Origin of the sequence: Lentzea guizhouensis (assembly GCF_001701025.1) — a bacterium.
GTDB classification, from domain to species: domain Bacteria; phylum Actinomycetota; class Actinomycetes; order Mycobacteriales; family Pseudonocardiaceae; genus Lentzea; species Lentzea guizhouensis.
Genome location: NZ_CP016793.1, coordinates 6,254,698 through 6,280,800 on the forward strand (window position 1 = coordinate 6,254,698; position 26,103 = coordinate 6,280,800).

General features: G+C 71.3%; 22 protein-coding genes, 1 tRNA gene and 1 pseudogene. 14 read left to right on the forward strand and 10 right to left on the reverse strand.

Features of this window, described 5'->3' with window-relative positions; genetic code table 11:
* The first annotated feature begins 144 nt into the window (after nt 1-144).
* Together BBK82_RS30665 and BBK82_RS30670 are read left to right on the forward strand one after the other, a co-directional pair.
* On the forward strand, nt 145-573 hold the full coding sequence (locus BBK82_RS30665) for an STAS domain-containing protein (protein ID WP_154697597.1): 429 nt from the start codon (nt 145-147) through the stop codon (nt 571-573).
* A 160-nt stretch (nt 574-733) separates the two neighbouring features.
* The gene (locus BBK82_RS30670) at nt 734-1,198 is read left to right on the forward strand and encodes a hypothetical protein (RefSeq protein ID WP_154697598.1); all 465 of its coding nucleotides are present in this window, start codon (nt 734-736) and stop codon (nt 1,196-1,198) included.
* 451 nt (nt 1,199-1,649) lie between these two features.
* On the opposite strand, the gene BBK82_RS30675 is transcribed toward BBK82_RS30670, so the two are convergent.
* From BBK82_RS30675 to BBK82_RS30690, 4 genes are all read right to left on the reverse strand, one after another.
* A complete protein-coding gene (locus BBK82_RS30675) occupies nt 1,650-3,911 on the reverse strand; it encodes a zinc metalloprotease (protein WP_179953712.1) in 2,262 nt (753 codons plus the stop codon).
* On the reverse strand, nt 3,908-4,132 hold the full coding sequence (locus tag BBK82_RS52880; protein WP_218920375.1) for a hypothetical protein: 225 nt from the start codon (nt 4,130-4,132) through the stop codon (nt 3,908-3,910). The genes BBK82_RS30675 and BBK82_RS52880 overlap by 4 nt, the downstream gene beginning before the upstream one ends.
* A gap of 621 nt (nt 4,133-4,753) precedes the next feature.
* On the reverse strand, nt 4,754-5,794 hold the full coding sequence (locus BBK82_RS30685; protein WP_065918101.1) for a fatty acid desaturase family protein: 1,041 nt from the start codon (nt 5,792-5,794) through the stop codon (nt 4,754-4,756).
* On the reverse strand, nt 5,791-7,020 hold the full coding sequence (locus tag BBK82_RS30690) for an AI-2E family transporter (protein WP_083268254.1): 1,230 nt from the start codon (nt 7,018-7,020) through the stop codon (nt 5,791-5,793). The genes BBK82_RS30685 and BBK82_RS30690 overlap by 4 nt, the downstream gene beginning before the upstream one ends.
* Before the next feature lie 329 nt (nt 7,021-7,349).
* Between BBK82_RS30690 and BBK82_RS30695 the strand changes: the two genes are divergently transcribed.
* The 8 genes from BBK82_RS30695 to BBK82_RS30720 all read left to right on the forward strand — a co-directional run bounded on the left by BBK82_RS30695 (nt 7,350) and on the right by BBK82_RS30720 (nt 15,463).
* Nucleotides 7,350-7,607 carry an acyl carrier protein gene (locus BBK82_RS30695; RefSeq protein ID WP_065918102.1) on the forward strand — a complete coding sequence of 86 codons (258 nt, stop codon included), beginning with the start codon at nt 7,350-7,352 and terminating at the stop codon, nt 7,605-7,607.
* On the forward strand, nt 7,604-8,707 hold the full coding sequence (locus BBK82_RS30700; protein WP_065918103.1) for an SDR family oxidoreductase: 1,104 nt from the start codon (nt 7,604-7,606) through the stop codon (nt 8,705-8,707). The genes BBK82_RS30695 and BBK82_RS30700 overlap by 4 nt, the downstream gene beginning before the upstream one ends.
* A complete protein-coding gene (locus BBK82_RS30705; RefSeq protein ID WP_218920376.1) occupies nt 8,704-11,784 on the forward strand; it encodes a PEP/pyruvate-binding domain-containing protein in 3,081 nt (1,026 codons plus the stop codon). Before BBK82_RS30700 ends, BBK82_RS30705 begins: the two co-directional genes overlap by 4 nt.
* A gap of 4 nt (nt 11,785-11,788) precedes the next feature.
* Nucleotides 11,789-12,097: a PEP-utilizing enzyme gene (locus BBK82_RS52885; RefSeq protein ID WP_218920377.1), complete on the forward strand. Its 309-nt coding sequence runs from the start codon at nt 11,789-11,791 to the stop codon at nt 12,095-12,097.
* Entirely contained in the window at nt 12,094-12,684 is a 591-nt protein-coding gene (locus tag BBK82_RS49140) for a hypothetical protein (protein WP_083268255.1), read from the forward strand. Before BBK82_RS52885 ends, BBK82_RS49140 begins: the two co-directional genes overlap by 4 nt.
* A gap of 279 nt (nt 12,685-12,963) precedes the next feature.
* Nucleotides 12,964-13,659, forward strand: a complete 696-nt coding sequence (locus tag BBK82_RS51850) for a hypothetical protein (protein ID WP_170067988.1) — start codon at nt 12,964-12,966, stop codon at nt 13,657-13,659.
* On the forward strand, nt 13,656-14,348 hold the full coding sequence (locus BBK82_RS30715; RefSeq protein WP_065918104.1) for a dTMP kinase: 693 nt from the start codon (nt 13,656-13,658) through the stop codon (nt 14,346-14,348). Before BBK82_RS51850 ends, BBK82_RS30715 begins: the two co-directional genes overlap by 4 nt.
* Nucleotides 14,345-15,463 (forward strand): acyl-CoA dehydrogenase family protein, encoded by a 1,119-nt coding sequence (locus tag BBK82_RS30720; RefSeq protein WP_065918105.1) that lies wholly within the window; start codon nt 14,345-14,347, stop codon nt 15,461-15,463. The genes BBK82_RS30715 and BBK82_RS30720 overlap by 4 nt, the downstream gene beginning before the upstream one ends.
* Nucleotides 15,464-15,472: 9 nt before the next feature.
* Here the strand turns inward: BBK82_RS30720 and BBK82_RS30725 are convergent, their stop codons facing one another.
* The 3 genes from BBK82_RS30725 to selD all read right to left on the reverse strand — a co-directional run bounded on the left by BBK82_RS30725 (nt 15,473) and on the right by selD (nt 17,839).
* On the reverse strand, nt 15,473-16,189 hold the full coding sequence (locus BBK82_RS30725) for an SRPBCC family protein (protein ID WP_065918106.1): 717 nt from the start codon (nt 16,187-16,189) through the stop codon (nt 15,473-15,475).
* On the reverse strand, nt 16,186-16,809 hold the full coding sequence (locus tag BBK82_RS30730; RefSeq protein ID WP_218920378.1) for a helix-turn-helix domain-containing protein: 624 nt from the start codon (nt 16,807-16,809) through the stop codon (nt 16,186-16,188). Before BBK82_RS30730 ends, BBK82_RS30725 begins: the two co-directional genes overlap by 4 nt.
* 61 nt (nt 16,810-16,870) lie before the next feature.
* The gene (gene selD / locus BBK82_RS30735; RefSeq protein ID WP_065918108.1) at nt 16,871-17,839 is read right to left on the reverse strand and encodes a selenide, water dikinase SelD; all 969 of its coding nucleotides are present in this window, start codon (nt 17,837-17,839) and stop codon (nt 16,871-16,873) included.
* A 66-nt stretch (nt 17,840-17,905) separates the two neighbouring features.
* On the opposite strand from selD, the gene BBK82_RS30740 reads away from it, so the two are divergent.
* From BBK82_RS30740 to BBK82_RS30755, 4 genes and pseudogenes are all read left to right on the forward strand, one after another.
* Nucleotides 17,906-18,000, forward strand: a tRNA-Sec gene (locus tag BBK82_RS30740).
* Between the two features lie 22 nt (nt 18,001-18,022).
* A pseudogene (selA, locus tag BBK82_RS30745) lies at nt 18,023-19,290 on the forward strand (L-seryl-tRNA(Sec) selenium transferase).
* Complete coding sequence (locus BBK82_RS30750; protein ID WP_065918109.1) at nt 19,281-21,206, forward strand: selenocysteine-specific translation elongation factor; 1,926 nt, start codon at nt 19,281-19,283, stop codon at nt 21,204-21,206. The pseudogene selA and the gene BBK82_RS30750 overlap by 10 nt, the downstream one beginning before the upstream one ends.
* 301 nt (nt 21,207-21,507) lie before the next feature.
* The gene (locus BBK82_RS30755) at nt 21,508-22,725 is read left to right on the forward strand and encodes a HEAT repeat domain-containing protein (protein ID WP_065918110.1); all 1,218 of its coding nucleotides are present in this window, start codon (nt 21,508-21,510) and stop codon (nt 22,723-22,725) included.
* A gap of 114 nt (nt 22,726-22,839) precedes the next feature.
* On the opposite strand, the gene BBK82_RS30760 is transcribed toward BBK82_RS30755, so the two are convergent.
* From BBK82_RS30760 to BBK82_RS55860, 3 genes are all read right to left on the reverse strand, one after another.
* Nucleotides 22,840-23,598: a helix-turn-helix transcriptional regulator gene (locus tag BBK82_RS30760; RefSeq protein ID WP_083268911.1), complete on the reverse strand. Its 759-nt coding sequence runs from the start codon at nt 23,596-23,598 to the stop codon at nt 22,840-22,842.
* Between the two features lie 649 nt (nt 23,599-24,247).
* Complete coding sequence (locus BBK82_RS30765) at nt 24,248-25,807, reverse strand: FG-GAP repeat domain-containing protein (protein WP_218920379.1); 1,560 nt, start codon at nt 25,805-25,807, stop codon at nt 24,248-24,250.
* A gap of 161 nt (nt 25,808-25,968) precedes the next feature.
* Nucleotides 25,969-26,091: a hypothetical protein gene (locus BBK82_RS55860; protein ID WP_257785393.1), complete on the reverse strand. Its 123-nt coding sequence runs from the start codon at nt 26,089-26,091 to the stop codon at nt 25,969-25,971.
* Nucleotides 26,092-26,103: the final 12 nt, after the last annotated feature.

Consider the following 26,103-nt stretch of genomic DNA (forward strand, 5'->3'; position numbering starts at 1 on the left):
TTGCTCGACGACGCGTCCTACGGCGCCGCCCACCCGGTGATCCTCATCCTCCGGTGGGAGGTGTGTCGGAGTGTCAGCTGGGTTCCGAATGGGTATGAGCGGCAGGAGCGAATCGGGCGTGTGTCTGTGGGGCGAGGGAGCAGGATGCGCGGTGAGGTCGAGCAGCCGTCGGTCATGGTCGAGGTCACTACCGTTGAGGATGTGGTGATCGCCGTAGTCCGTGACGATGTCGACCACGACACCTTCCGAGAGATCCGGGGCGCGCTGTTCACCTGTATGACCGGCCGGGCCGCCGCGTTGGTGGTCGATCTCGACGACGTGGGGTTCTTCGGTTCGATCGGCATCGCCGTGCTGCTCGAGGTACGGCAACGCGCCGACCAGTTGGGCGTCAGATTCGCCGTTGTGGCAGGACGGCGAACGGTGGCACAACCCATCCGGTTGACCGACACCCAGGACCTGCTCCACGTGCAGCGCACCCGTGAGGACGCGCTGACCGCGGTACGCCGTCACCCTCGCTTCACCGGCCACTTGGACGACCCGACCGACACCGGTTCCGCGCATTCATGGCCGTAAGCCCCACCATGCGACCTGAATGCGAACAGGCGACACCTCGACGATCCTGTCCTCAATGCATTCGAAGTCGCCCATGAGTACGTCGTCTGGTCATGCCTGCATGCGCGTGCGGGCTCGCCTGGGTCGCGTCAGTCGCGCAGCGGAAAGGATTTGGCGTGCCGTGAAGCCGGCCAGGAGTCATCGAGCCGTGGTACGTCATCGAGTGAATTTTTGGGCACGCACCTCGCCGGGCGAGGCCGCGTTCGAGTACCAGGGCGCCGCCTCCTGGGAGGTGCGGCGTCCAGCGGACGGAGAACCGGTCGTGCGGCACCAGATCCGGTGCCCCGCCTGCTCGGATGAGTTGACGTTCACCGTGTACAGCGTCGCGGCGACGGAGCACAGGCGTGAGCGGTGGCGATGGGGCGTGTGGGTCGGCGGCGCGCTCGTGGTGCTTGGGCTGGTCGGCTTGGCTTCGGGACGTTTCGGCCTTGCGATCGCGGGCGGCTCGGCGGCGGTCGCAGGGGTGCTGGCTGGCGTGTTCGCGTGGACGGGTGGTCTTGCAGAGGCTGGGGTGACCGGCCACGGAAACGGCTTGCCCGGCGTGTTGCCCAAGCACGCGGTGTTTCTGGACCCGCCATCTCCATGATCCAGTGCGCTCCTGCCTGGGCCAGTCAGCGACCCCTGAGGATCGAGGCGCCCCAATGGCCGCGAGTCCGTCCCCGGCGTCCTGCGATTTCGCCTTGTCGCTGTGATGCGTACGCCATCCCGCTTCTCGCTGCTGAAAATACAGTCCAAGGGCTCACGGGGCCGACGGAGCTGTTCAGCGTGCCGAACGCCAGGGCGTAGCCGCTACCGCTCCCACTCCGTGCTCTCGAGGTTCGTCGGCTCTGTCTCGTCTGAGCCAGGGTGCACGCTCAGCGGCACGAGCGGACGTTTGAGCGGCGAGGGTCGTGCGTGGGTTGGATCGCGGTGTCCCATCGGGCGCGCGAGGGCGGGCACGGCTCGTCCGGCGGCCCGCCTCGGCAGGGCCTTCAACGCCCGACGAGCCGACGGCGACCGGTTACCGGCTCGCCGTCGGCTTCGAGCGCGACCGGGGATCAGGTGGAGGGGACTGCGCTGGGAGGTGACGTGACCGTGGTCGTCGGCTCCGCGGACGACGGTGGCGTGGTCGTCACGGTGGTGCTCGGTGGCGTGGTCGTCGTGGGGGCGTCGGACGAGGTGGTCGGACGGGGGCTTTCCGCCGACGTGGTGCTGGGCGGTGGTGTGGTGGCCGGCGCGGTGCTGGGCAGGGGGACGCCTTCCTGCCGCAGCACGTCGAGGATGCGGGATTTGGCGGCCTCCAGGGCCTGCTGGATCTGTTGCGCGGTTAGGGCCGGCACGTCTCCGGCCAGTCGGGACAGCTCGGCCCACACCGCTTCGAGCCGGGCTTTCGCCTGGGGGCTCAGATCTTCGGGAAGGGTGACGAGCAGTTGTGAGGCGAGCGCGTACGTCACGCACTCGACACACGAGTGGTTGACGGCGACGGCGACGTTCTGCGGCACCACCACGTTCGCCTGGCCCACCACGAGGACCACCTGGAAAGCGACCGCCACCGTCGTGCAGCCCCGGCACGAGGCCAGCGCGTATGCCTCGTTCCTGTTGTCCACCACGCCATCGGTCTCCCACACCAGGGCGAAGGACACCTTGTAGCGGACCGCGCCGTCGGTCGTGTTGACGACCAGGACCTGGTTGTCGCCCGGACCCGGAGGTTCCGGGCGGTCGAACGGGAAGACCCACGTCGGGGCGCCAGGCGAGACCGGTTCCAGGACCATTGCCAGGACCGGCTTGTCCCTGCTGGGCAACGGTTTGTCGGCGGGCCACACGGTCTGGGCGGACACCGGTCGCGCCGGTTGGACGGGAGCTGGACCCGACGCGGCGGCGGGCGCGACGTCGGCGACGGTGCCGCGCTCGTCGGGCTGGATCGGCCGGTACCGGTCGGGTTGCGGCCACCACGCCCACGCCAGGCCCGCGATCACAGCGATCCCGCACAGCACCACGAGCGCGTGCCGGCCGGGCCTGCCCTGGGTGGAGCGCCAGGAGCGGGCGACCAGCCGACCCGTGAGCCGGGTCAGCAGCAGGCCGATGCCGAGCACGGGCAGCGCGATGGCGGCCACCCCGAGCACCCGCACCAGCACCAGCGCGAGGTCCCCCTCACCCAGTGCCGCGTGCGCCGACCGCCACTGCTCACCGGCGCTGTGCCACGCCGTCCCCACCACTCGCGGGAACGCCAGCACCAGCAGGGCCGTGCTCGCCAGCAGGACCGGCACGACGATGAGCACCCACGTCGTCACGACCGCCCGTGCCCACGGCTTGAGGACCTTCGACTCCGGCTTGCCCCAGCGGTGCGGCAACAGGCCCAGCAGCGTGGGCTTGATGTGGTGGAACAGGTCGGGGACACCGGTCAGGTCGGCGAGCACGTGGTAGCCGTCGTAGCGCACCAGGGGCGCGAGCTGGCGCACCATCTGGAGGATCTGCGTGGCGATCACCAGCAGCAGTGCGTCCCAGCCGGTCAACCACCAGACACCGTGGACGGCGACCGCGACGAGCGCGTTGAAGTACAGCCCGCCCAGGTCGGTGCGCAGCCGGCCGGCCCGGCCGAGCCGGTAGCTGTCGGTGACGTCGGTGTAGAAGGCGGGCCACAGCAGGTAGAGGCCGAAGCCCATCGCGCCGGGTGTCGCGCCGCCGTACCGCGCGGCGGCGGCGTGGCCGAACTCGTGGAAGCCCGCCGAGAGCACTGACACCCCGAACACGAGCAGCAGCAAGGCGGGTTGGTGGAACGCCTGGTGCGTGGCGCCGGCCAGGCCCTTGACGAACAGCACCCAGAACGACACCGCCGCGAACGCCACCAGCACCGCGGCCACCACCAGCGGGTGGAACAGCCGTGCGAACGGCGCGGTGACCCGCCGGGTGACGCCGGGCTCGCTGATCACGCGGCGCAGGCGCAGGCCGAGCAGCGGTTCGGCCTTGCGGTGCGCGGGTTGGGAGCCGTCGGGGAGTTCGAGCACCCCGAGCGGGCGCAGCCTGGTCTCCAGCAGGGCGCGCACGTCTTCCGCGGTGACCGAGCGGCCGATGGCCGGTCCGACGGCGGCGGCGATCCCGGCGTGGTCAGCGCGCCCGTCCACCGCTTCGAGGACCCGGTACAGCAGCGGGGTGAGCTGGAGGACCTGGCCGTCGGCGCGGCGGACCAGGGCCGGTGGGCGGCGGTAGCCGGAGCCGCGCATCTCGCCGATGAGTTCGACGTCGCGCGCCCGGCGCGGCGGGGTCGTGCTGAGCACGTCCCCGCCGGCCGGGTGTGGTGAGGCGTTCATGAGATCGCTCACTGGTCGATGTCGGACCTCTGCTCGGCATTCGCCTCGGCGGTGCCGTCGATGGTCTGCTGGATGATCGCCTGCTGCTGCGCGACGGCGGTCGCCTCCGAGCCCACGGAGCCGAGGTTGGCGGCCACGGCGGCGTCGATCGGGGCGGCCACGTTGGCGTTGAGGGCCACCGCGCCGTTGATCGGGGCGGCCAGGTCGAGGTCGGCGGCGAGGTTGACGTCCACGTTGAGCAGACCGCCGTCCAGCGCGCCGGCCAGGTCCGTGGGCGTCGGGACCTGCGCCCGCCGGCCGGCGGCTGCGGGCGGGGCCGGGACGCGCCTGGCCGATGGCGCTGTCCTGGTCGGAGTTGGCCACCGCCTCGCCGGTGATGCCCTGCTGGATCGCGACGCCCTGGCCGGCCATGGCCTGCGCGGTGGACCCGTCGGACAGCACGTTCGCGCCCACGGCGGCGTCGATCGGGGCCGCGATGTTGGCGTTGCCCGCGACGGCCAGGCCGATCGGCGCCGCGAGGTCGAGGGCGAGGTCCAGGTCGACGTTCAGGTCGAGCAGCGAGTACACCTCCTTGTCCGGCAACACCGTGCCACCTTCGGCGGCCAGCTCGTCCATCGACAGCGGGGGCAGCTTCGCCTCGCTCATCCGTCACTCCACTCCATCGGCACGCCGACCGGAACTCGGCCGGCTGGTGGTCCAGACCTTTGCCGCTCTGCGTGGCCCTGAAACGGACGGAGCCGGTTGTGGGGGCGAAACCGTCCCGGTGGCGGCTGTTCGTTGCGCCGAATGACCGAGGGTGGAGATGAAATCCTTTCAGAAAGCGGGATCCGGAACCGGGGCGGTTCGGAAGCAGGTCAGCGCGCCACGCCGCGCAACGGTGCTCCCGCGTCGTGCAGGTGGCGCAGGACCTCGGCGTAGGACTGGATCATCGTGGTCTTGCTGTAGGGGATGCCGTGCCGGAGGCAGAAGTCCTCGACGACGGGTTGCGCGCGGCGCAGGTTGGGGCGGGGCATGTGCGGGTAGAGGTGGTGCTCGATCTGGTGGTTGAGTCCGCCGAGCAGGGCGTCCACCCAGCGGCCGCCGGTGACGTTGCGGGAGGTCAGCACCTGCTTGTGGAGGTGGTCCAGGCGCTGGCCCTGGGCGATGATCGGCATGCCCTTGTGGTTGGGTGCGAACGAGCAGCCCAGGTAGACGCCCATCAGCCCCTGGTGCACGGCGATGAACACGACGGCCTTCAGCGGGGAGAGGACCACGAACACCGCCACCAGGTACGCGGCGAGCGGCACGATCTGGAATGCGGCTTCGCGCCACGGGTTGCGCAGTTCCTTGCGGCACAGGGCGACCAGGCCGGAGATCCGCAGCACGGCCGCTTCGGCGGTCAGCAGCGGGAAGAACAGGAACGCCTGGTGCTTGGTGATCCAGCTGTACAGGCCGCGCTTCTCGGCTGCCTGGGCGCGGCTGAACGCGAGGGCGTGGATCTCGATGTCGGGATCGTGGTCCTCGTGGTTGGGGTTGGCGTGGTGCCGGTTGTGCTTGGCGACCCACCACTGGTAGCTGATGCCGGTGAGGCTGCCGTGCAGGTGCCCGACGACGTTGTTGTTGCGGTGGCTGCGGAAGATCTGCCTGTGCCCGGCGTCGTGCCCGATGAACGCCAGCTGGGTCGAGGCCACGGCGAGGGCCACGGCCGTGAGCACCTGCCACCAGGAGTCGCCCAGCAGCGCGAACGTCACCGCGATCGCGCCGAGCAGGACACCGTTGATCGCCATGCGCAGCACGTAGTACCCGCGGCGGCGGTCCAGCAGGCCGGCGGCTTTGAGTTCTCTGGTCAGCTGAGCGAAGTCACTGCCGCGTGGACGGTCGGCCGTCTCCGTCAGCTCGTCACGTGTTGAGGTCATCTGCCTGCTCCGGGTTTCAGTTTGTCGGCTTCGGTGTCCAGTCCGGGTTCGTCCGGTCCGGACTCTTCTGGTTCGCTGGTGTGCACGTCGGCAGGTGCCACGTGTTCGTCCGCCTCGCTGAGCAGAGAACGGATCGCGGAGTTGAGCACCGCCAGCAGCGGTACCGCGAGCAACGCGCCGGCGATGCCCGCGACGAGGAGCCCGCTCGCGATGGCCAGCACCACCGCGAGAGGGTGCAGCTTCACTGCTCGTCCCAGGAGGAACGGTTGCAGGACATGGCTTTCCAGCTGGTTCACCGCGACGACGATGATCAGGACGATCACCGCGGTCACCGGACCGTTCGCGACGAGTGCGACGAGGACGGCCACGCCACCCGCCACCACCGCTCCGAAGATCGGGACGAACGCGCAGATGAACACCAGCGCCGCCAGCGGAACCGCCAGCGGCACTCCCACCACGGCCAGCCCGACACCGATGCCGAGCGCGTCCACCACGGCGACCGCCCCGGTCGCGCGGACATAGCTGACCAGCGCGGCGAGACTGCGCCTGCCCGCGACGTCCACCCTCCTGCGCGGGCCGTCGGGCACGACCCGGATGAGGAACTGCCAGATCCGCGGACCGTCGTAGAGGAAGAACGCGAGCGTGAACAGCACAAGCAGCATCTCGACGAGGGTCTCGCCGACCGTCGCGGCCGTGGTGATCGCGCTCGCGGTGATGCCGGACTGGTTGTCCTGCAGCGTTTTCACGACACGGTCGGCGAACTCGCGCAGCTGCGTCTCACTGAGCTGGAGGGGGCCGTTGACGAGCCAGCCGGACACGGCGTCGATGCTGCGGACGAGCTGCGCCGCCAGCTCCGGTGCGCCGTTGACGAAGGTCATCACGACGAACGTGAGCAGGCCGCCGAGCACGACCAGGCCACCTACGAGCACCACCGCGGTCGCGAGACCTCGCGGAATGCGTTTCGCCATGAGGAAGCCGACGGCCGGTGCGAGCAGTGCCGCGAGCAGCAGAGCGATCGCCAGCGGCACCACGAGCGACGCCAGCCTGCCGAAGATGAAGCCGATCACGTAGAGCGAGGCCACCACGACGAGGAAGCGCCAGCCCAGAGCCGCACTGACGCGCAGGGTGAAGGGTACTGGGTTCCGCCTGGGCGGTAAGTCCCAGTCGTCGGTGCTCACGATGCCGTACCTCCGGTGCCGGTCGCCGACGCCGGGGTCTGGGGTCATCGGTGAAGCGGCGGACTGCGCCCGCACGCCTCGGCACGGAGTTCCCCGCCTCACTGGCCACAAACCAGGTGAGCTGTGTGATGTCGGGGGGTGAGGTGGGCTGTTCGAGTCAGGCCCCGGGAAGGTGCACGCGTCTCTTCGGAGATTCACGCTCACGGCGAGCTCGGTGGAGTCGTCAACGGGGATCGCGATGCTCTTCAGCCTTGCGCGGATGCTGTTCCCGGCGCGCACGACCTTGCATCGGTCAAACACGCGTGCTTAGTATGACAATTAGTCATATAAGGGGTTCTGGGGTGTCATCGCCCTGACGCCGCGGCCGGGAGGCGACGATGAACAACGAGGCGGTGCGCGAAGCCGTGCACGGCATCCTGCGCCACATGTCGTACGGCGAAGCGGAAGAACTGTCCGATGACGCGAGGATCGCCACGGACCTCGGGTTCGACTCGTTGCGGCTGCTCGAACTGGCGATCGTCATCGAGGAGCGGTTCCAGCTCGCCGAGGTGGACGTGGACGAGGCACTCGGCGTCTCGACCGTGCGCGAACTGGTCGACCTGGTCACCGAACGCGTGACGGGGACGGCGGCGTGAGCGGGCTGCGCGTTCTCGTCACCGGCGCGGCCGGGCTGGTCGGGGCCGAGGTCGCGGCGCGGCTCGCGGACTCGGGGCACACCGTCACCGCCCTGGTGCACAACCGACCGGAGCTGGTGCGCAACGACGGGACGGTTGTGCGCACCGTCCCCACCGGACAGTCGGGACCGGGGCTCGTGTCCTGTGTGGCCGGTGACGTGACCAAGCCGATGCTGGGCCTGAGCGCCGAACGGTACGAGGAGCTCGCCACCGGGCTCGATCGCGTCGTGCACACCGCGGCCACCACGGACTTCGGCCGCCGGTGGGAGACCTACGAGTCGCTCAACGTGGACGGCACCCGCAACGTCGTGCGGCTCGCGGCCGAGCACACGCCGGTGCCGCTCGTGCACGTGAGCACCGCCTACGTCTGCGGGGAGCGCACCGGTCGCGTCCTGGAGTCCGAACTCGACGCCGGCCAGCGGTTTGGAACTGGATACGAGCACAGCAAGTTCTTGGCGGAGCAAGAGGTCAGGGCCTCCGGACTGCCCGTCGCGGTGGTGCGGCCGAGCATGATCGTCGGCACCCAGGAGTCCGGCCTGATCCGGGACTTCAAGAACATGTACGTGGTGCTGAAGCTGTTCACGCAGGGACGGGTGCGATCGGTCCCGGGTTTCTACGACGCCCTGCTCGATCTGGTGCCGGTGGACTACGTGGCGGCGTTGATCTGCGAGGTGGTCGACCGCTTCGACGAGGCACGGGGCCGCACGTTCCACGCCGTCGGGGCCGCTCCGCACACGTTGCTGGACGTGAGCAACGCGCTGGCGGAGTACCCGATGTTCCACGTGCCGCACTACATGTCGCCATCGGCGTTCTCGGTCGACGCCCTACCGCCGGACGAACGCGTCTACTACCGGCGGATCATCGCCATGTACGAGAGCTTCTTCCGCCGGCGCGCGCGGTTCGACGACGCGAACGCCGCGGGCTTCGCGTCGTGGCGGCCGGCCGCGACCGGGGTGGACTACCTGCGCACGTTGCTCGACCACTGCGTGCGGGTGGGCTACCTCGGCAGGTCCGAACCCGGCATCGGCGACGTGCTGCGCCTCGTCGGGAGCGCGGGATGAGCACCGCCGTGCGGTACGTGCGGACGCGGTTCCCACCGCAGACGCACGGGCTCGCCGCGGTGCTGACCTACGGCACGGTCGTGGTGCTGTGCGCGGCGGGGACGCGGCTCGCCCCGGTGCCGGTGCTGCTGGGCGGGCTGACGTTCGTGCTGCTGTTCTTCTTCCTGCGGCTCGTCGACGACGTGGACGACGGCGACGCGCCAGGACTGCGCGGCGGGCTGGTCGTGGTCGCCTGCGCGGTGGTTCTGCTGAACCTGCACGACCTCCCGGCCCTCGCCGTTGCCGGCGGGGCGTGCGCCGCCGCCCTCATCGCCCCGCTCCTGCCCCGTCGCGGTGTCACGCACCCGGTGGTGCTCTTCGTGGTGTACGAAGTGGCCCCGCTGCTGGTGCTGGGCTACGGCGCCGTGACGACGGGAGCGTCCCCGACGGTGGCCGTGGGGGCGGCGGTGCTGCTCTGGAGTGCCTACGAGTACTGGAAGTTCACCAGGAAGCTCGACGTGGCGGACTACCGGCCGTTCGGGCTGGGACCGCGTGGGCGACTCGTCGCCGCGGTGGTCCTGTCCGCGGTGGCGGTCGTGGCGGCGGTGGTGCTGGCGGTCGCCGCGGCGCCGTGGGGGTTCCGGTGGCGGTCGCGGTGCTCGCCGCGGTCTGGCGGCCGCGCGGAGGTGGCGGCGGGCGGGGCGGCGCGGTCCGCGGTGGTGGTCGGGGATGACGTTCGTGCTGGCCGTCGACCTGGCCGTCCTGGTCTCGTACGCGGCGTGGGGAGTGCGGGGGTGGCTGTCGTGACGCGGGAACCCGATCTGGCCGGTGCCAAGGCGCGGGGCCTGGCGGAGTTGGCCGACGCCGGGTTCGCGGTGCCGCCGTGGCGGGTGATCGGCGCGGACGTCCTGCGCCGCCACCTGACCTCGACCGGCCTCGCCGAACGGATCGAGGTCGCCCTGCTGGACCTCACCCCGGACACCGCGGAGGCCGTCTCCGAGGCGGTGTCCGGCGCGATCCTCGAGACACCGCTGGGACCTGACGTGCTGGCCGGGATCGAGGCCGCGGCGCAGGCCGTCGGCGGCCCCGTCGCGGTCCGGTCGTCCGGGCTGGACGAGGACGGGCCGCGGTTCTCCTTCGCCGGCCAGTTCGACACGTTCCTCAACATCGGTGAGGCCGACGTGGCCGACCACGTCCGGAAGTGCTGGGCGGGTGCGTACTCGGCGCGCGCCCTGGCCTACCGGCTGGCGCACGGGCTCCCCGCGGGCGGAGCGGGCATGGCGGTGATCATCCAGCGGCTGGTGCGCGCGGAGAAGAGCGGGGTGCTGTTCACCGCCAACCCGATGTCGGGCGAGCGGTCCGAACGCGTGGTGAGCGCGGTGTTCGGGCTGGGCGAGGGCCTGGTCGGCGGCGCGGTGGACGCCGACACCGTCGTGCTCGACGCGGCGGGCCAGGTCCTGCAGGTCACCGTCGGGGAGAAGCGTGAACGCTACGACCCGGACGCGTCGGGCGGCTGTCGTGTCACGGAGACCGCCGCCGCGGCACGGGACTCGCTCGCCGTGACCGACGGCGAGCTGCGGGCGCTCTGCGAGCTGGCCGCGCGGATCGAACAGGCGCGCGGCGGACCGCAGGACGTCGAGTGGGCGATCGCCGGCGGCACCCTGTGGGTGGTGCAGACCCGGCCCATCACGGCCGGTCTCGACGACCGGGGTGAGCTGCACGTCTGGGACAACTCCAACATCATCGAGAGCTTCCGCGGCATGACCTCGCCGCTGACGTACAGCTTCGCGCGCCGGGTGTACCAACGGGTCTACGAGGAGTACTGCCGCGAGCTGAAGGTCCCCGACGCGCAGCTGGCCCAGGCGCAGGAGTGGCTGCCCGCGCTGCTCGGCTACTTCCACGGCCGCGTCTACTACAACCTGCTGAACTGGTACCGGCTGGTGCGGCTCGCCCCGCTGTACCGGCTGGGCCGCCGGAGCCTGGAGCTGACGCTCGGCGTCGAGGAGTCGCTCGATCCCGAGCTGGCGGACGGGTTGCACCCGTTCACGTTCGGCTCGCGGGCGGAGCAGGTCGTCCGGACGGTGCGGTCGCGGCTGCGGTTCGCGAGCCGGTTCGCGTTGGTCGAACGCACCGGTGAGCGGTTCATCGCGGACTTCTACCGCACCTACGAGGAGTTCGGCGCGACCGACTACGACTCGTTGACCGCCGACCAGGTCTACCGGCGCTACCAGGCGCTCGAACGCACGCTCGTCGCGCGGTGGGGCCGGGTCGCGGTGCTCGACGCCGTGATCGGGTTGTCGTTCGGGACGCTGCAGCTGCTCAACCGGAGGTGGCTGCCGGACGCGCCGCTCTGGTTCACCTGGGCGGTGGCGGGACCGGCGAACTCGGTCGAGTCGGCAGGACCCGCGCACCGCATCGCCGAGCTGGCGGAACAGGTGCGGTCCGACGACGACCTGCGGAGGCTGGTCACCGAGACCCCGGCGGCCCAGACGCGGAAGGCGTTGCTGGAGGCCGGGCACATCGACTTCGTGTCCGGTGTGGACGATTATGTGGCGCGGTACGGCGACCGGAGCCTGGACGAGCTGAAGCTGGAGGCGCCGAGCCTGCGCGACGACCCGTCGACGTTCTTCCCCATGCTGCGGGCGGCCGTGGCGTCGGTCGAGAGCATGACCGGACGCGCGGACGTCGACGCCGTGCTCGACTCGCTCAGCCCGGCCAGGCGGCGGGTGTACGAACGGGTGCGCGGCAAGGTCCGCCGGGCGCTGGAGCTGCGCGAGCGGATCCGGTTCTGCCGGACACGCGCGTTCGGGACGGCCAAGGTGATGATCCGCGCGATCGGCCGGCGGTTCACCGAGCTGGGGTTGATCGACGAACCCGAGGACGTCTTCTGGCTCTACCTGGAGGAGATCGGCGGCTGCTTCGACGCCTCCGCCGCGGACACCGACCTGCGGGCGCTGGTGAGGTCGCGCAAGGCGGTCGCCGAGTCCGACGCCCTGCTGACCGCGCCGCTTCACCACCCGCGGTGCGGTCGGGACGCGGGCGAACCGGGTGGCGTGGGCCCGTGCCGTTCCCGGGGACGCCCGCCGGGGCCGAGCTGACCGGGTGCCCGCCGGTCCCGGCCGGGTGCAGGGACGCGCGCGGGTGGTCGACCTGCCGTCCGAGGCGGACGGGGACGTCCTCGTCACCTACCGCACCGACCCCGGCTGGGTGGCGTGGCTGCCGTCCGCGTCCGGGCTGCTGGTCGAACGGGGGAGCCCGCTGACGCACGTCGCCATCGTCGCCCGCGAGCTCGGTGTGCCGACCGTGGTGCAGGTGCCGGGGCTGACGCACCGGGTGCGCGACGGGATGCGGCTCGACGTCGACGGTTCCACCGGGGTGATCCGCGTGCTCGCCGCGCCGGAGGAGTCGTGATCATCGGCCCCGAGCAGCTGACCTCGCTGCTGGACGAGACGCTGGAGCTGGTGGCGGCGCCACCGGGCTGCGGAGCGGTGCTGGAGGGGTCGATCGCCGAGGGCTTCGGGAACTCCTCGTCGGACATCGACTTCCTGCTGCTGGCCGACGACGACCACGAGCACCCGACGATGCCGACGATCGTGTTCGTGCAGGGGCGGCGGGTCGAGGTGCGGACCCGGTCGCTCAGCCAGGTGCGGGCGCAGGTGGACGCCGTCCTGTCCGGTGTGGACGCCGGGTTCGCCTCCCTGCCGGCGGCACTGCTCGACCGGTGCCAGCGGCTGCTGGGGTCTTTCGTGCTGCGGGACAACGACGTCGTGCGGCAGGCGCGGGACTTCCCGCTGTCCCTGCCCGAGGTGGTGTCCGGGTGGTACGCCCACCACGGCAGGCAGGCCCTGCGGCACGCGGTCGCGTCGCACGCGCTGGGACAGCCGGAGGCGGACGGGTGGGCCGCGCTGGCCGCCGGCACGCGGCGAAGTCGTGGGTGGCGGCGCGCGGCGAGACCTACCTGGAGCCCAAGTGGCTCGACCGGCAGTTCGACCGGCTGATCGCACGCGGGGACCAGGAGGCCGAGGCGTTGCGGACTCGGTGGCGCGCGGGCGGATCGCTCTCCGACCGCGCCGCGCTGGTCGCGGACTTCGGCGTCACCGGGTGTCCCGCCGACCCGGACCGGGTGGTGCTCGGGCTGCGGCGCGGTGTCACGACCTGGCCCATAGGGGAGCGGCTGCACGTGGTGCGGGACCGGTCGGACGTGTTCGTGCTCGGTGCGGACGCCGCACGGGCGTGGCGGTCGATCACGCCGGGCCGGCCGGTCGGCGGGCCCGCGGGTGACGCGCTGGCCGAGTTCCACCGGTGCGGCCTGGTCACCTCTGGCCGAACGGTCGATCGCCTCGGCGCAGCCGTGGGCGCCGGCCGATCCGGTCACCCCACCGCCGTCCACGCGGATGCCGGTGCTGGACCTCGCCGGGGGGACCGCGGACGGGCACCTCGCACTGGTCCCGCTGCCCGCCAGGCGGTTCGCGGCGGCCGGGATGGCCCAGGTCTGGTCCAACATCATGGTCGAGAACGCCCGCGAGGACCTGACCGGCGCGCTCGACGGCGGGCAGCGGGAGGTGGCGCGCACCAGCGGGTTCCGCTTGCTGCACCACGCCTGCCGCGCCTTGCTCAGCGCGTGCGGGATGAACCCCCTGCCTCCCGACGCGACGATCGTCGCCCAAGTGGCGTCGGTCGTCGCGGACGAGGTGGCCGCGCAGGCCGCGGTCGTGGACCGCGCTCTGGCCGGGGACGACTGGGAGACGTGGGCCGAGCAGCTCGACGAGCTGGTCAACGGCGTGCGGGAACTGGTGCGGGCCGACGTGTTCCCGGCGTCGTTCGACTCGGGCGACGCCTGGGAGGCGACGCTGCGGATCGGGCACGACTGGATCCGGCTGGGCGCGTACCTCGACGCGGACTTCCCGATCGAGGAGGCCCGCGACCTGCTCACGTCCGGTGGGGCTCAGCCGCACCGCCGGACCGGCGGGTGACCCCGGTGTTCATCGCGCTGGAGGGCATCGACGGGTCCGGCAAGTCCAGCACGGCGGCGGCGGTGGCGGCCCGGCTGCGCCGACGAGCCGATGTGGTCCGTCTCGTCCGGCACAACGCCGTCGAGCCGGACGATCCGTTCGTGGCCGAGTACCTGGACGGGCTGCGGGCCTTGCAGCAGATGTCGCTGCGGGGCCCGTACTTCCGGCTCGGCGACCCCCACTGGGTGCTGATCAGGGCGAGCTACTACGCGCTCGTCGACCGGTGCGTGATCACCCCGGCGCTGGAGCGCGGGCACGTGGTCGTGGCGGACGGGTGGTTCCACAAGTTCGTCGCGCGCATCGCGGCGGGAGGCGTGCGGGCGCGGGGCGACTTCGACCGGCCCGACCAGATCCTGCCGCTGTTCGCCCCCGTGCGGCGGCCGGACCTGGTGTTCCTGCTGGACACGCCGGTGGCCACCGCCGCCGCGCGCAGGATGGCGACGGTGAACCCCGGCGAGCTGGGGCCGCAGAACGCGGGGACGTCCAGCCCGGAGAAGGCTTTCGTGAGCTACCAGAGCGCGGTGCGCGGGCATCTGCTGTCGATGGCGGTGGCCGGCCGGTGGCACGTCGTGCGCACGGCTGCGCGCGACGTCGGCAGCGTCGCGGCCGAGGTGTGCGCTGATCTCGACGTGCTGCGGGAGGTGGGATGAACGACTACCGCGCGAAGGTCCGCCAGGTCGTCGCCGGGTTCGTGCCCGACATGCCGTCCTGGGAACAGGACGGGCACCTGCCGCGCGAGCTGTTCCGCGCGCTCGGGGCGGTGGGGGTGTTCCGCGACCGGTGGGCGCTCGGACCGGTGGGCGGGCTGGCGCTCGCACGGGTGCTGGTGGAGGAGCTGGCCGTCCACAACGGAGGCGCGGCACTCGCGGTTTCGTTGCACAGCGAGGTTTTTCTGCACGCCCTGCACCGCGCGGGCGGGCACGAGGAGGTAGTCGAGGGCGCGCTCGACGGGACCGTCATCGGGTGCGCGGCGGTCACCGAACCCGGTGCCGGCTCCGACGTGCCGGCGGTGACGACGTCCGCCCGCCGGGAGAACGGCCGGTGGCGGCTGCGCGGGACGAAGTGCTTCGTCACCAACGCGGGCCGCGCGACCCACGGTCTGGTGCTGGCGCGAACGGGCGACGCGCGGTCGTTCGGGCTGTTCCTGGTCCCTCTGTCCGGGGTGGCCAGGTTCGTGCCGACGCTGGGCGTGAAGTCGGCGGACACGGCCGTCCTCGACCTCGACGTGGCCGATGCCGCCGTGGTCGGCAACCCCCGTGCAGGGCTCGTGCAGTTGTTGCGGGTGCTCGACTTCGAACGGCTGGCGGCCGCTGCCGGGCTCGTCGCCACCGCCCGCGCGGCCATGGGGCTCGCCATCGCCCACATGCGGGAGCGCACCGCCTTCACCGCCCGCCTGTTCGACCACCAGGCCCTGCGGCACCGCATGGCGTGGCACTGGGCGCGGGTGCAGGCGGTGGACGCACTGCTCGACGCGGCGACGACTCCCGGCCCCGGCGGAGAGGTGTCGCACTCCGCCGTGGCCGCTGTGAAGCTGATCGCCGCCAGGGACTGCGCCGACGCCGTCGACGCCGCACTGCAGGCGTTCGGGGGGCGCGGGTACACCGAGGAGTTCCCGCTCGCCCGGATGTACCGCGACCTCCGGCTCACCCGGATCGGCGGCGGGACCGACGAGATGCTGTGCGAGGTGATCGCGTCCAACCTCGACGCCGACGACCCGCTGAACGCGACGCTGGTGCGCGGCATCGCCGAACGGGGCGGGTGGTGACGCGCCGGGTCAGCTGCCGGTGTTCTCCGCCCACCACTGCGACCACCGCTTGTCCAGCAGCGCGTACGCGTCGTCAGCCAGACCGTAGGTGCTGACCAGCGCCATCGACGTGCCGGTGGGGTCGGTCGCGGACGGGCCGGTGCCGGCGACGACCAGCAGGCCCTCGCCCCACGAGTCGACCGTGACGCCGAGCTGGTGCTCCGACCGGAACCACACCTCGCCCTCGACCGGCTCGCCGGCGAGCGTCGCGGTGTAGCGGCTGCCGGGCTCGCCCGCCCCGTCCAGCGCGAGACGCTCGACCACGGTCCCGGAGTACGTGCTCCGATCGCCGAAGAACAGGGTGCGGCGCGCCTCGCCGGGCTTGCGTTCGAGCGCGAACCGCAGCTGCTGCAGGAAGGAGATCCACCCTGCGGTGACGTCGTCGTAGTACGCGTCCCACTCGGCGTCGCCGCTCAGCGGGGCACGGGTGAGGACCACGAGCACGCCGTCGCCGTCCTCGTGCAGCTCGAACCTGTCACCGCCGTTCGGGATGAGGGTGTGCGTCGCCTCGTCCTCGACGACGTCGGTGAAGTAGATCGAGTCGAGCTCGGCTTCGAGCTCGCCGGTCTGCCACGCGTGCCACTGCCTGATCACGTCCTTGTCCCGCAGCGCGTGCCAGGCGGCGCCGATCGTGGTCGCCACCCGGACCTCCAGCCGCGGGGTCGCGGTGGGCTGGACGTCGTTCATCGGTTCTCTCCTTGGTCGTCCGTCTGTACTGGTCCGGGGTTCGGGTGCCCGCCGGCCACGACCCGGTAGTGGCGGCCGTCCGGCGTGTCGTACCGGGACGCGATCTCGCGCAGCGCCTCGGTCAGTTCCTCGGTGAACCTGTGCACGTCGGCGGGGCTCGCGAACCGCACGCCGGTCTCGGCGGTGAAGGTGAGCAGGCGCTTGCCCGACTCGTCCGCCTCGGTCTGCATCCGCGCGACGTCGCGGACCGTCGCGGCGGCGACCTCGACGAGGTGTTCCGCCGCGTACTGGTCCTGGATCCGGCTGAGCCCCGCCGTGTCGTCATGGCCCAGCACCGTCGGATCGACCACGACCGTGCCGGGCTTCGCGCGCACGATGCGCTCCACGCAGCCACGCCGCCGCCGTTCCTCGACGAGCTCGACCAGGCCGGCGGTCTCCAGCGCCCGCAGGTGGTAGTTGACCTTCTGCCGCGGCAGGCCGAGCGCCGCCGCCAGCTGGGTCGCCGACGCGGGTTCACGCAGCCTGGCCAGCAGTTGCCTGCGCAGCGGCGCCAGCACGACCGCCATCGCGCCCGGTTCGCCGAGGTAGTGGATGCCGCCTCCCATGAGGCCATCGTTCATTTGACAATTCTTTTTGTCAAATGAGGGCACCCGATCGGCTCAACCGGGCGAACCGGACAGATCAGCGGAGCACGACGAGGTGCTCGCGCCGGGGGACGAGCTCGCCGATCACCGGTGCGCCGGGGATCTCGCCCGCCAGCAGCAGACCGCCGGAGGTCTGGGCGTCGGCGAGCAGGAGCGCGGTGATCTCGTCCGTCCCCGCCAGGTCGGTGCGGGGGCTCACCCAGTCGAGGTTGCGTCGCGTGCCGCCGCTGACGAAGCCCTTCTCGGCCGCCTCGACGGCGCCGTCGAGCATCGGCACGGCGGCGATGTCGATCACCGCGGTCAGGTCGCTCGCCCGCGCGACCTCCAGGACGTGGCCGAGCAGGCCGAAGCCCGTGACGTCGGTGCCGCACCGGATTCCGGCGGCGACGGCGGCTCTGGACGCGGTGGAGTTCAGGGTGACCATGGTCGCGACGGCGTTGGGGAACACCTCGCCGGTCGCCTTGTGCCGGGTGTTCAAGACGCCGATGCCGAGCGGCTTGGTCAGCGACAGCGGTGTGCCCGGCGTGCCGGAGTCGTTGCGCAGCAAGCGGTCCGGGTGCGCGATGCCGGTGACGGCCATGCCGTACTTGGGTTCGGGGTCGTCGATGCTGTGCCCGCCCGCGACCGGGCAGCGGGCCTGGGCCGCGATCTCCGCGCCACCGCCCAGCACCTCGGCGGCGAGCTCCAGCGGCAGTCTGGTGCGCGGCCAGCACAGCAGGTTCACCGCGAGGACCGGGTCGCCGCCCATCGCGTAGACGTCCGACAGCGCGTTGGCGGCGGCGATGCGGCCCCAGTCGCGCGGGTCGTCGACGACCGGTGTGAAGAAGTCGATGGTCGAGAGCACGGCGCGGTCCCCGTCGATCCGGATCGCCGCCGCGTCGTCCCCGGCTCCGACGAGCAGTCCGGGGAACGCCGGGAGTGCCTTGGCGAGCAGGCTCTCGAGCTCGCCGGGTGGGATCTTGCACGCGCAGCCGCCGCCCGCGGCGGTCTGGGTCAGCCTCGTCATGGTCCGACCTTGGCAAGCCAGGAGAAGTCGATGTTCCGCTGGCTTGCCGATCCTGGAACGCGCCGGGGAGGCGTCACCGGTCTGGTGGCCGGCGCGGTCTTCAACACCGACGGGCGGCAGGAGCTGTCGCCGGCGGGTTCGATTCCCGTCCGCCTCCGCCACATCCCGACGGTGGAGGCTCTCATGTCGCGGCGCACGATCCCGAGCACCGGCGCTCTGCTGGCCACGCCCCCGTTGTGCGAGGCCGTCGCGGTGCACGGGCGTGCGGCGGTGAAGTCGGCGATCCACACCGCCCAGGAGGAGGCGCGGGCCGGCCGCCTGAGCGCCACCGAGGTGCCCGGTGCCGTCCTGGCCGCACTGTCCCGGCTGGGCGCGCAACCGGTGCTGAACGCCACCGGCGTGCTGATCCACACGAACCTCGGCCGCGCGCCGCTGTCCCCGTCCGCCCGTTCGGCTCTTCTCGCCGCCTCGGGGTGGACGGACGTCGAGTTCGACCTCGTCACCGGCCGCAGGGCCGCGCGCGGCAGGGGAGCGCTGGCGGCGCTGCGCTCGGCCGTGCCGGATGCCGGTGCGGTCCACGTCGTGAACAACAACGCCGCCGCCCTGCTGTTGTGCGCGGTGGGCCTGGCGGCCGGGCGGGAGATCGTGATCAGCCGCGGCGAGATGGTGGAGATCGGCGACGGGTTCCGCCTCCCCGACCTGCTCACCGCGGGAGGAGCCCGGCTGCGCGAGGTCGGCACCACCAACCGCACGACCGCACACGACTACCTCTCGGCCATCGGGCCGGACACCGGTTTCGTGCTGAAGGTGCACCCGTCGAACTTCCGCGTCGAGGGCTTCACGTCGTCCGCGAGCGTCGCCTCCCTCGCCGGCTGCGGCGTTCCGGTGGTCGTGGACATCGGCTCGGGCCTGCTCGCCCCCGACCCCCGGCTGCCCGGCGAACCCGACGCCGCCACGGTCCTGCGGGCCGGCGCGGACCTGGTGACGGCGAGCGCCGACAAGCTCCTCGGCGGCCCCCAGGCCGGTCTGCTCCTCGGCTCCGACACCCTGGTCGGATCGCTGCGCCGTCATCCGGCGGCCCGCGCGATGCGGGCGGGCAAGCTCGTGCTGGCCGCTCTGGAAGCCACGCTGCGCAGCCCTTCGCCGGTGCTGGCCATGCTGTCGGCGGACGTCGCTTCGCTGCACCGGCGCGCTGTCCGCCTGGCCGCTGTCCTGCCGGACGCCGAGGTGGTCGAGTCCGTCGCGGTGGTGGGTGGCGGTGCGGCGCCGGGCGTGCGGTTGCCGAGCCGTGCCGTGCGCTGCCGGAACGGTTCGCCGCACTCCTGCGCGCGCACCGCGTGGTGGGTCGCGTCGAAGCCGGCCGCTGCCTGCTGGACCTGCGCACCGTCGACCCGGCCGACGACGAGACCCTCGCCGGCCTGATCCTCGCCGCGGACCCGCCATGCCGGTGATCGTGACCGCGGGCCACGTGGACCACGGCAAGTCGGCGCTGGTCAGGGCGCTGACCGGCAGGGAACCCGACCGCTGGCCGGAGGAACGCTCCCGCGGCATGAGCATCGGCCTCGGCTTCGTCTGGACCCGCTTGCCGAGCGGCCTGGAGGTGTCCTTCGTGGACGCTCCCGGCCACCGCCGCCTGGTGTCCACGATGCTGGCGGGCGCGACGCCGGCCCCGGCCGTCCTGTTCGTCGTCGCCGCCGACGAGGGCTGGTCCGCCCAGTCGGCCGAACACCTGGCGGCCCTCGACGCCCTCGGCACCGCCTCCGGCGTCCTGGCGATCACGAAGTGCGACCGCGCGGACCCCGGTCCCGTGATGGCGGCCGCACGCCGTGCACTCGCGGGGACCTCTTTGGAGCGCATCCCGGCGTTCGCGGTGAGCGCGGTGTCCGGTGACGGCCTGGTCCCGTTGCGGCACGGCCTGGACACCCTGGTGGCGGGCCAGGACGAGGCAGCGGACGCCGGCGCGGACATCCGCCTCTGGGTGGACAGGTCGTTCACGGTCGCCGGCGCGGGCACGGTCGTCACAGCGACGCTCGCGGCGGGCTCGCTGCGGCTGGGCGACCGGCTGAGGTGCGTGCGCACGGGGCAGTCGCTGCGCGTGCGGGGGCTGCAGGTGTGCGAACGCCCGGTTGCGGTCGCACGTCCGGTGCGCCGGGTGGCGGTGAACCTGGCCGGCGGGCACGTGGACGTGTGCAGGGGAGACGCGCTGGTGGCCGAGGTGTGGCGGGCGGTGGCGGAGTTCGACGTGGTGTGGCGAGGTGTGCCGGGCTCCGCCTCCACGTTGCACGTCGGCACGGCCGCGGTGCCGGTGCGGGTGCGGGCGCTGGGACAGGGAGCGGCGCGGTTGCGGGCCGAGCGGGAAGTGCCTGTGCGGCCTGGGGACCGGGTGGTGGTACGGGATCCGGGAGGGGCGGGGCCACCGGCCGGGGCGGTGGTGGTGGACGTGGTGCCCGAGGAGCTGACCCGGCGGGGAGCGGCCGCGCGGAGGGGAGCGGAGCTGCTGGCGTTGGTGGCCGGGCGGCCGAGTGCGCCGCGGGGTGGGGAGACCGCCGTGCCGGTGGTCCCGGCCCGGGGTGCGCTGTCCTCCGCCGTGCTGGCCGGACTGGCGGCAGACCTGTTGCGGCGCAAGCGGTTCCTGCGCCACAGCGACTTCGGGGCCGTGGGGCTCCCGGTGTCCGGCCATCTCGTGGGCAGCCATCCGGTCACCACCGCTGCAGGCATCACCGGCGTCACCACCGCTGACCCGGCCACCGCTGACCCGGTCACCGCTGACCCGGTCACCGGCGCTGCCGCGGCCCGTCCCGACGGCCGGCACTGGCGTGCAGATCCCGCCACCTGGGCCGCTCTCACCACCCGCATCCGGGACGAAGTCGCGACCTGGCGCGCCGACAGGCCCCTGACACCGGCCATCCCGCTGCCCGCCCTCACCTCCCGCCTGTCACTCCCGTCCCCGGACATCACCCGCGAACTGCTCCGCGCGGCCGGGCTGTCCACAGAGGACCGCACCACCGGCCCGCCCTTGCCCGACTCGGTCGAGGCCGCCCTCGTCACCCTCACGAAATCCCTGCGCCAAAACCCCTTCCGAGCGCCGGAAGCCCTCCAGCTCGCCAACGCCGGCCTCCGCCCTCCCGAACTGGCGGCGGCCGTCCGGGCGGGCAGGCTCCTGCAGCTGGCACCCGGCGTCGTCGTGCTCCCGGACACCGGCGAGCGGGCGGCTCAGGTGCTGCGCGGCCTCACCGCGCCGTTCACCGTCAGCCAGGCCCGCCGCGCCTGGGGCACGACCCGGCGCACCGCGGTCCCGCTGCTCGAGCTGCTGGACCGCTCGGGCGTCACCAACCGGCTGCGCGACGGCACCCGCGAGCTGGCATAACGGCCATTTCCGGGCCTTTTTACGCTCGATTGCTCGATTGGCGTACGCCGTTGACTGGTGCTCTGATCCCAGCTTTAGTGGAGTCAGCGTTGGAGAGCGGTCCTGGAAATTCATCCGCTCACCCGGGATAAAAGTCCTCAACGTGAGTCTCCGTTGTGCACCGTGGTAGACCGCGGCCTTTCGGAGCAGCAGAAACGGATTGTCGAGTAGCTGGCCGGTGCGTAGTTCTAGCTGGTCAGGGCTTACTTGCGTCCGCAGTTGGAAGCCAATGTTGCTGAGCGGTTCGGAAAGGATGACCGGCATGGCACTTGAGTCTGTCGATCTGGGACAGGTAAGCGGTGTAGAGGCACAGGCTCCTGTCTGGGATCACTACCTCCAGGGTGACCCCGCGCGTCTCAACAGTGATTTCGGGGAGTTCCTGAAGCGGACCGCGATCCGGCTCGACGTCCGCACGGACGAGCAGGTCGCGCACGAGGCGCTGAACCACCGCGACCCGATGATCCGGGAGCAGTCGCTGTTCCAGTACGTGGACCGCGGGCTGCCGGGCGCGGTCGACCTGCTCACCGAGGCGGTCAAGACCGACAGCGTGCGCGAGGTGCGCTGGAACGCGCTGTGGGCGCTCGAGAAGATCGGCGGCCCCAGGGCGCTGAAGGCGTTGCAGAGCTTCGTCAACGACGACGACGCCGACGTCGGCGAGTGGGCCCGCCTGTTCGCCTCGGAGCTCACGACGGGGCTGCCCGCGTTCGACAGCCGTTCGTGGAAGCAGGACCCGGACCGCACGTTCGACGAGACGATCCTGCTCAACATCGACGTCGACGTGTACGTGCGGCTCGACGACACCGGCCGTCACTGGGGCAAGATCTCCCTGGCGCCCCAGGGCCTCGCGCGGAGCTACGGCCAGGCGCACGCCTGCCCGAACTCGGCCACGCGCGACCACCAGCTCGTGATCAGCAAGAACCTCGCGGGCCTGCACGACGACGGCACCCCGCACGTGGAGAACTTCCTGTTCCGCGGCGTGACCAACCACGCCAGCGCGGGCCGGGGCAGCTTCTTCTTCGAGTCGCGCGGGTTGCGGCCGATCTTCCTGTCCGGCCAGGCGGACAACGACACGCTGGGCCACCGCAACGAGATGGTCTCCGCCAAGCGGTCCGGCGAGTGGACGACCGACCCGCTGATGGAGATCAAGGGCAAGCCCGCGATCCGCTACGTCCGCGGCGCCGTCCAGACGTGGGGCTACATCAACTTCGAGACGATGCGCGGCAGCTCGCTGGAGGAGATCCTGTTCCCCGGCAACAGCATCCTGGGCACGCTCGACACCCCCACCGGCCCGATGGCCAACGCCTACATCACGGGCACGTTCAAGGGCAAGCTGGTCGACTGGGACGGCGACGGCAAGATCGACGTCAACTCGCTCGACATCTACTCGACCCACGAGGCCGAGGTGGACACCAACCAGGACAACATCGCGGACGAGCCGGGTGTGCAGTTCTGCACCCGCACCAACTGGATGAACTCCTGATCTGAGCACCGGCGGAGCGGGGTGGGCGGCCTGGCCGTCCACCCCGCTCTTCTCGTTGCCGTCAAAGGTCAGCGCTCCGCGGGGGCAAGGCGGAGGTCCGCGACGGGGGCAGCGTCACCCGATGGCGGGAGTGGAGTGGGAGATGCGCAGAACGCGCCGGCGTGCGAGCGACAACAACGGCCGGGTGAACTCGATCGGCGGGTCGAAGCGCCGCTGTCTGCGCAGGGCGACCTGGAACGGGTGGCGGCACCGGCCGCCGAGGACGTTCACGGGGGACAGGCCGAACCCCACGCGGCCCAGCACGCCGATCGGCGTGGCGAGGACGTCGCGCACGGTGGCGCCAGGACCGACGGCGACGGAGATCGGCTCGTAGTCACCGTCCGGCACCGGCGGCAGGGCCACGAGACGGTTCGTCGCGATGACGGTGAACATCGACGGCAGCTCCTGCGGCCGGTTGAGCCGGAACAGTCCCAGCAACGCGTGGCAGCGCTCGCCGTTCTGGCCGGTGACGGCCCCGATCGGCCCGGAGGCCGCCGCCGGCTCCGGCCCCGCCTCGACGAGCGCCTCCACGGGAATGTTCCCGATCTGCTCGACCACGCAGCGGAACCGCCGCGGCGACAGACCGGTGAGTTTGCCGAACTGGCTGATGAACGTGCCCAGGCTGGAATACCCGATCGAGGTGCACACATCCGTCACCGTTTTTGGCGTCACCAACAGCAACCGGCGGGCCTCCGCCATTCTCAGCGAGGTGAGGAACCGGGCCGGCGTGGTGGTCGTGACATCCCGGAAAACCCGGTGGAAGTGAAACGGGCTCAGTGTGCCCGCGCGAGCCACGTCGCTGAGCTGGATGGGCTCCGGAAGATGTTCGATCATGTAGTCCACCGCCTTGGCGACCGAGGTGATCCGGGCTGCTCCCGTGCTTTCCGCGAGGCATCGGCCGACGGTGGAGCAAAGTCCGATCTTGTCGCATTTGAGGCAGTTCGCCTCTGTTCGCCAGTGGATTGAGGAATGGCCTTTCAAGGTGAGTCTCCTGCCCCTTGGTCAAAGCCCGAACAAAGCCCCCGACGCGGATGACCCCATCCGCGGCGAATGTTCGGCACCTGCCCTGCGCGTGGTGCTGCCGGGGCCAGGAGCGCTGGCAGCGGAGCGAGAGCCTCGGCTATGTGGACGTGACGGAGCAGATGTCGAACGACGGTTGGCACTCTTCTTTGTTGTCAACCTGAGCTAACCGTCTGTGAGCACGCGGGGGGTAGTCGCGATCTTGCTATTTGTCGGGATTGTGGTGATCGAGAAGTAAGGTGTGCTCGCCCGTTCGGTCGGTACGCCTTCGTGCTTGATCAATTGTGTGATCGGTGTTCGCCCTCAGGTGGAATGATACGTTACCTCCAGCGGTTCTGGTCTTTTCGGGCAGGATTTTATTGATCCAACTCACGCAAAGTCACAACGAAAAGCCCAGATGCGCCGTAGGAGTGACGCACTGGGCAGTTTCGCTGGATCATCCGGGTGTCACCACTTGAATTGACTACACTGCGGTGATCTTTCCGTCATCGCCGAGCAATAAGGAATGGCTGCCGGACGGGAGTGTGATCGTTCCGGTTCGCGGTCCGGAAGCGGTCCGCCAGCTGATCGTGTATTCGGCGTCTTCGCCGGAACCGGTGGCGAAGAACAGTTCAGTGGACGAGACACCCGTGTGGCCATTCGCCGGATAAAGCTGAGAGCGTTGTGCGGGCCGGTTGTCGGCTTGAGCGACGACCTGCGCGCCAATCGCCGGCGTGATCGAACCTCCCGCGCCGGGCCGGTGCAGGCTCAGCACCGTCTGGCGGGGTTGTGAGACCGAAGTGTTCAGCAGCAGGCGGGAGTCCTGCCACTGATTCGCGAGGACGGCGTCCGGCCGGCCGTCGCCGTTGACATCAGCAATCGCTATACCTCGGGTGTTGACGGCCTCGTCAAGATGAAGATGTTTCGCCATGTCGGCGTAGCGACCTGACGCCGTTCGGGCCCAAAACGGGTTCGTGTCGTCTCCGGAGAGATTGGCCTCCGGCCCGAAACGCGGCCACGCGGCGGGGTACTGGAGCAGCTGATCGTTTCCGAGCGCCAATTCCTGCAGCAGCGCCCACCGCCAGTTCTCGCCTTTGAGGAATCCGGTGGCCTGCATGATCTCGTCGGTTCCGTCACCGTCGAAGTCGGCGGCCTTGATGTCCCACCCCCACCCGCTGCGCGCCAGTCCGAGTTCCTCGCCGCGGTCGATGAAGGGCACCTCGCCGGAAAGCAGGTCCGTTCCCGGGCCGGTCGGCGTGAAAGCGAAGTTGCTCTCCTGCAGACCCCATTCCGCGGTGATGTTGCTGACCACCATCGTGGGCATCTCCGCGCCGTCGGGATAGGTGAACGTGATACCCATGCCCTTGAACGAGTCGTGCCCGAGAACCGTCGACTTCGGCGAGACGAGATCCCGGTCGGCCGTCACCGTCCGCAACCGCACGGCGCCGGGGGTCGACAGGTTGACCATCAGGTGGTCCGGCCCGAAGTCCTCCGCCTGGTAGATCTCCGGCAGGTGGTCGCCGGTGAGGTCCTGCATGCCGATGGCGAGCGTCCACGCCTGCGCGGCCTCCGGCGGGAGGGCGGCACTGGCGTCGGTCCACTCCGGCGCCTGGTCCGCCCCGCGCGGCCGGGAGAGCAGCAGCCGGTTCGTGCCGCCGTTCAGCGCCCGCGCCATGCTGTCCTGCATCCGCATCCGCTCGTCCGGCCCCGCGTCCGGGTCGAGCACCTTGGCGTTGTCCGGGAAGTAGTTCGCCACCAGCAGGTCGGTGTTGCCGTCGCCGTCGACGTCACCGGCGTTGAGCGTGGTGGAGTTCCACACCTGCCGCGGCTCGACGAGCTCCACGACGCGGAAACCGGAGCCGGTGTTGATGAACTGCACGGGGGAGCGGCCCCAGTAGTGCACGACGTAGTCGCTGTCGCCGTCGGTGTCGAGGTCCACCGGCACGCAGCCCATCGGCGCCATCGTGTCGTCGTAGTCCTGCTCGGGGACGAGCAGCTCGGGCTCGAACCGGTCACCGGTGCCGGGCACGGGGAACAGCCGCACCAAGTCGTCGCGCGGGTCGACCAGGCAGACGTCGTCGGACCTGCCGTTGCCGTCGTGGTCGGTCAGGCCGGCCGCGGCACCGACGGCGGAGATCCACGAGCGGATGTGCTCGACGTCCGGGCCGACCTGCCGCAGGCTCCGCGCGTCCGGCGGGGCCTGGTTCAGTCGCTGTCGGAGAGCTCCGGCCGGGCGGTGGCGAGACCGGTGGCGACGAGCAGCGCGGCCGCGACCACCGCCGGGAGCAGCCTCGCGGCACGGGGTTTGGGGACCGTGGGTGATGTCATGGCGATGTCTCC

What these genes read in the sequence shown, in the direction of transcription:
- BBK82_RS30725 (WP_065918106.1), bottom strand. Translation starts at nt 16,189, where the DNA reads ATGAACGACGTCCAGCCCACCGCGACCCCGCGGCTGGAGGTCCGGGTG.
- BBK82_RS30750 (WP_065918109.1), top strand. Translation starts at nt 19,281, where the DNA reads ATGCCGGTGATCGTGACCGCGGGCCACGTGGACCACGGCAAGTCGGCG.
- BBK82_RS30760 (WP_083268911.1), bottom strand. Translation starts at nt 23,598, where the DNA reads ATGATCGAACATCTTCCGGAGCCCATCCAGCTCAGCGACGTGGCTCGC.
- BBK82_RS30755 (WP_065918110.1), top strand. Translation starts at nt 21,508, where the DNA reads ATGGCACTTGAGTCTGTCGATCTGGGACAGGTAAGCGGTGTAGAGGCA.
- BBK82_RS55860 (WP_257785393.1), bottom strand. Translation starts at nt 26,091, where the DNA reads ATGACATCACCCACGGTCCCCAAACCCCGTGCCGCGAGGCTGCTCCCG.
- BBK82_RS30695 (WP_065918102.1), top strand. Translation starts at nt 7,350, where the DNA reads ATGAACAACGAGGCGGTGCGCGAAGCCGTGCACGGCATCCTGCGCCAC.
- BBK82_RS30665 (WP_154697597.1), top strand. Translation starts at nt 145, where the DNA reads ATGCGCGGTGAGGTCGAGCAGCCGTCGGTCATGGTCGAGGTCACTACC.
- BBK82_RS30705 (WP_218920376.1), top strand. Translation starts at nt 8,704, where the DNA reads ATGAGCACCGCCGTGCGGTACGTGCGGACGCGGTTCCCACCGCAGACG.
- BBK82_RS30690 (WP_083268254.1), bottom strand. Translation starts at nt 7,020, where the DNA reads ATGACCCCAGACCCCGGCGTCGGCGACCGGCACCGGAGGTACGGCATC.
- selD (WP_065918108.1), bottom strand. Translation starts at nt 17,839, where the DNA reads ATGACGAGGCTGACCCAGACCGCCGCGGGCGGCGGCTGCGCGTGCAAG.
- BBK82_RS30720 (WP_065918105.1), top strand. Translation starts at nt 14,345, where the DNA reads ATGAACGACTACCGCGCGAAGGTCCGCCAGGTCGTCGCCGGGTTCGTG.
- BBK82_RS30730 (WP_218920378.1), bottom strand. Translation starts at nt 16,809, where the DNA reads ATGAACGATGGCCTCATGGGAGGCGGCATCCACTACCTCGGCGAACCG.
- BBK82_RS30685 (WP_065918101.1), bottom strand. Translation starts at nt 5,794, where the DNA reads ATGACCTCAACACGTGACGAGCTGACGGAGACGGCCGACCGTCCACGC.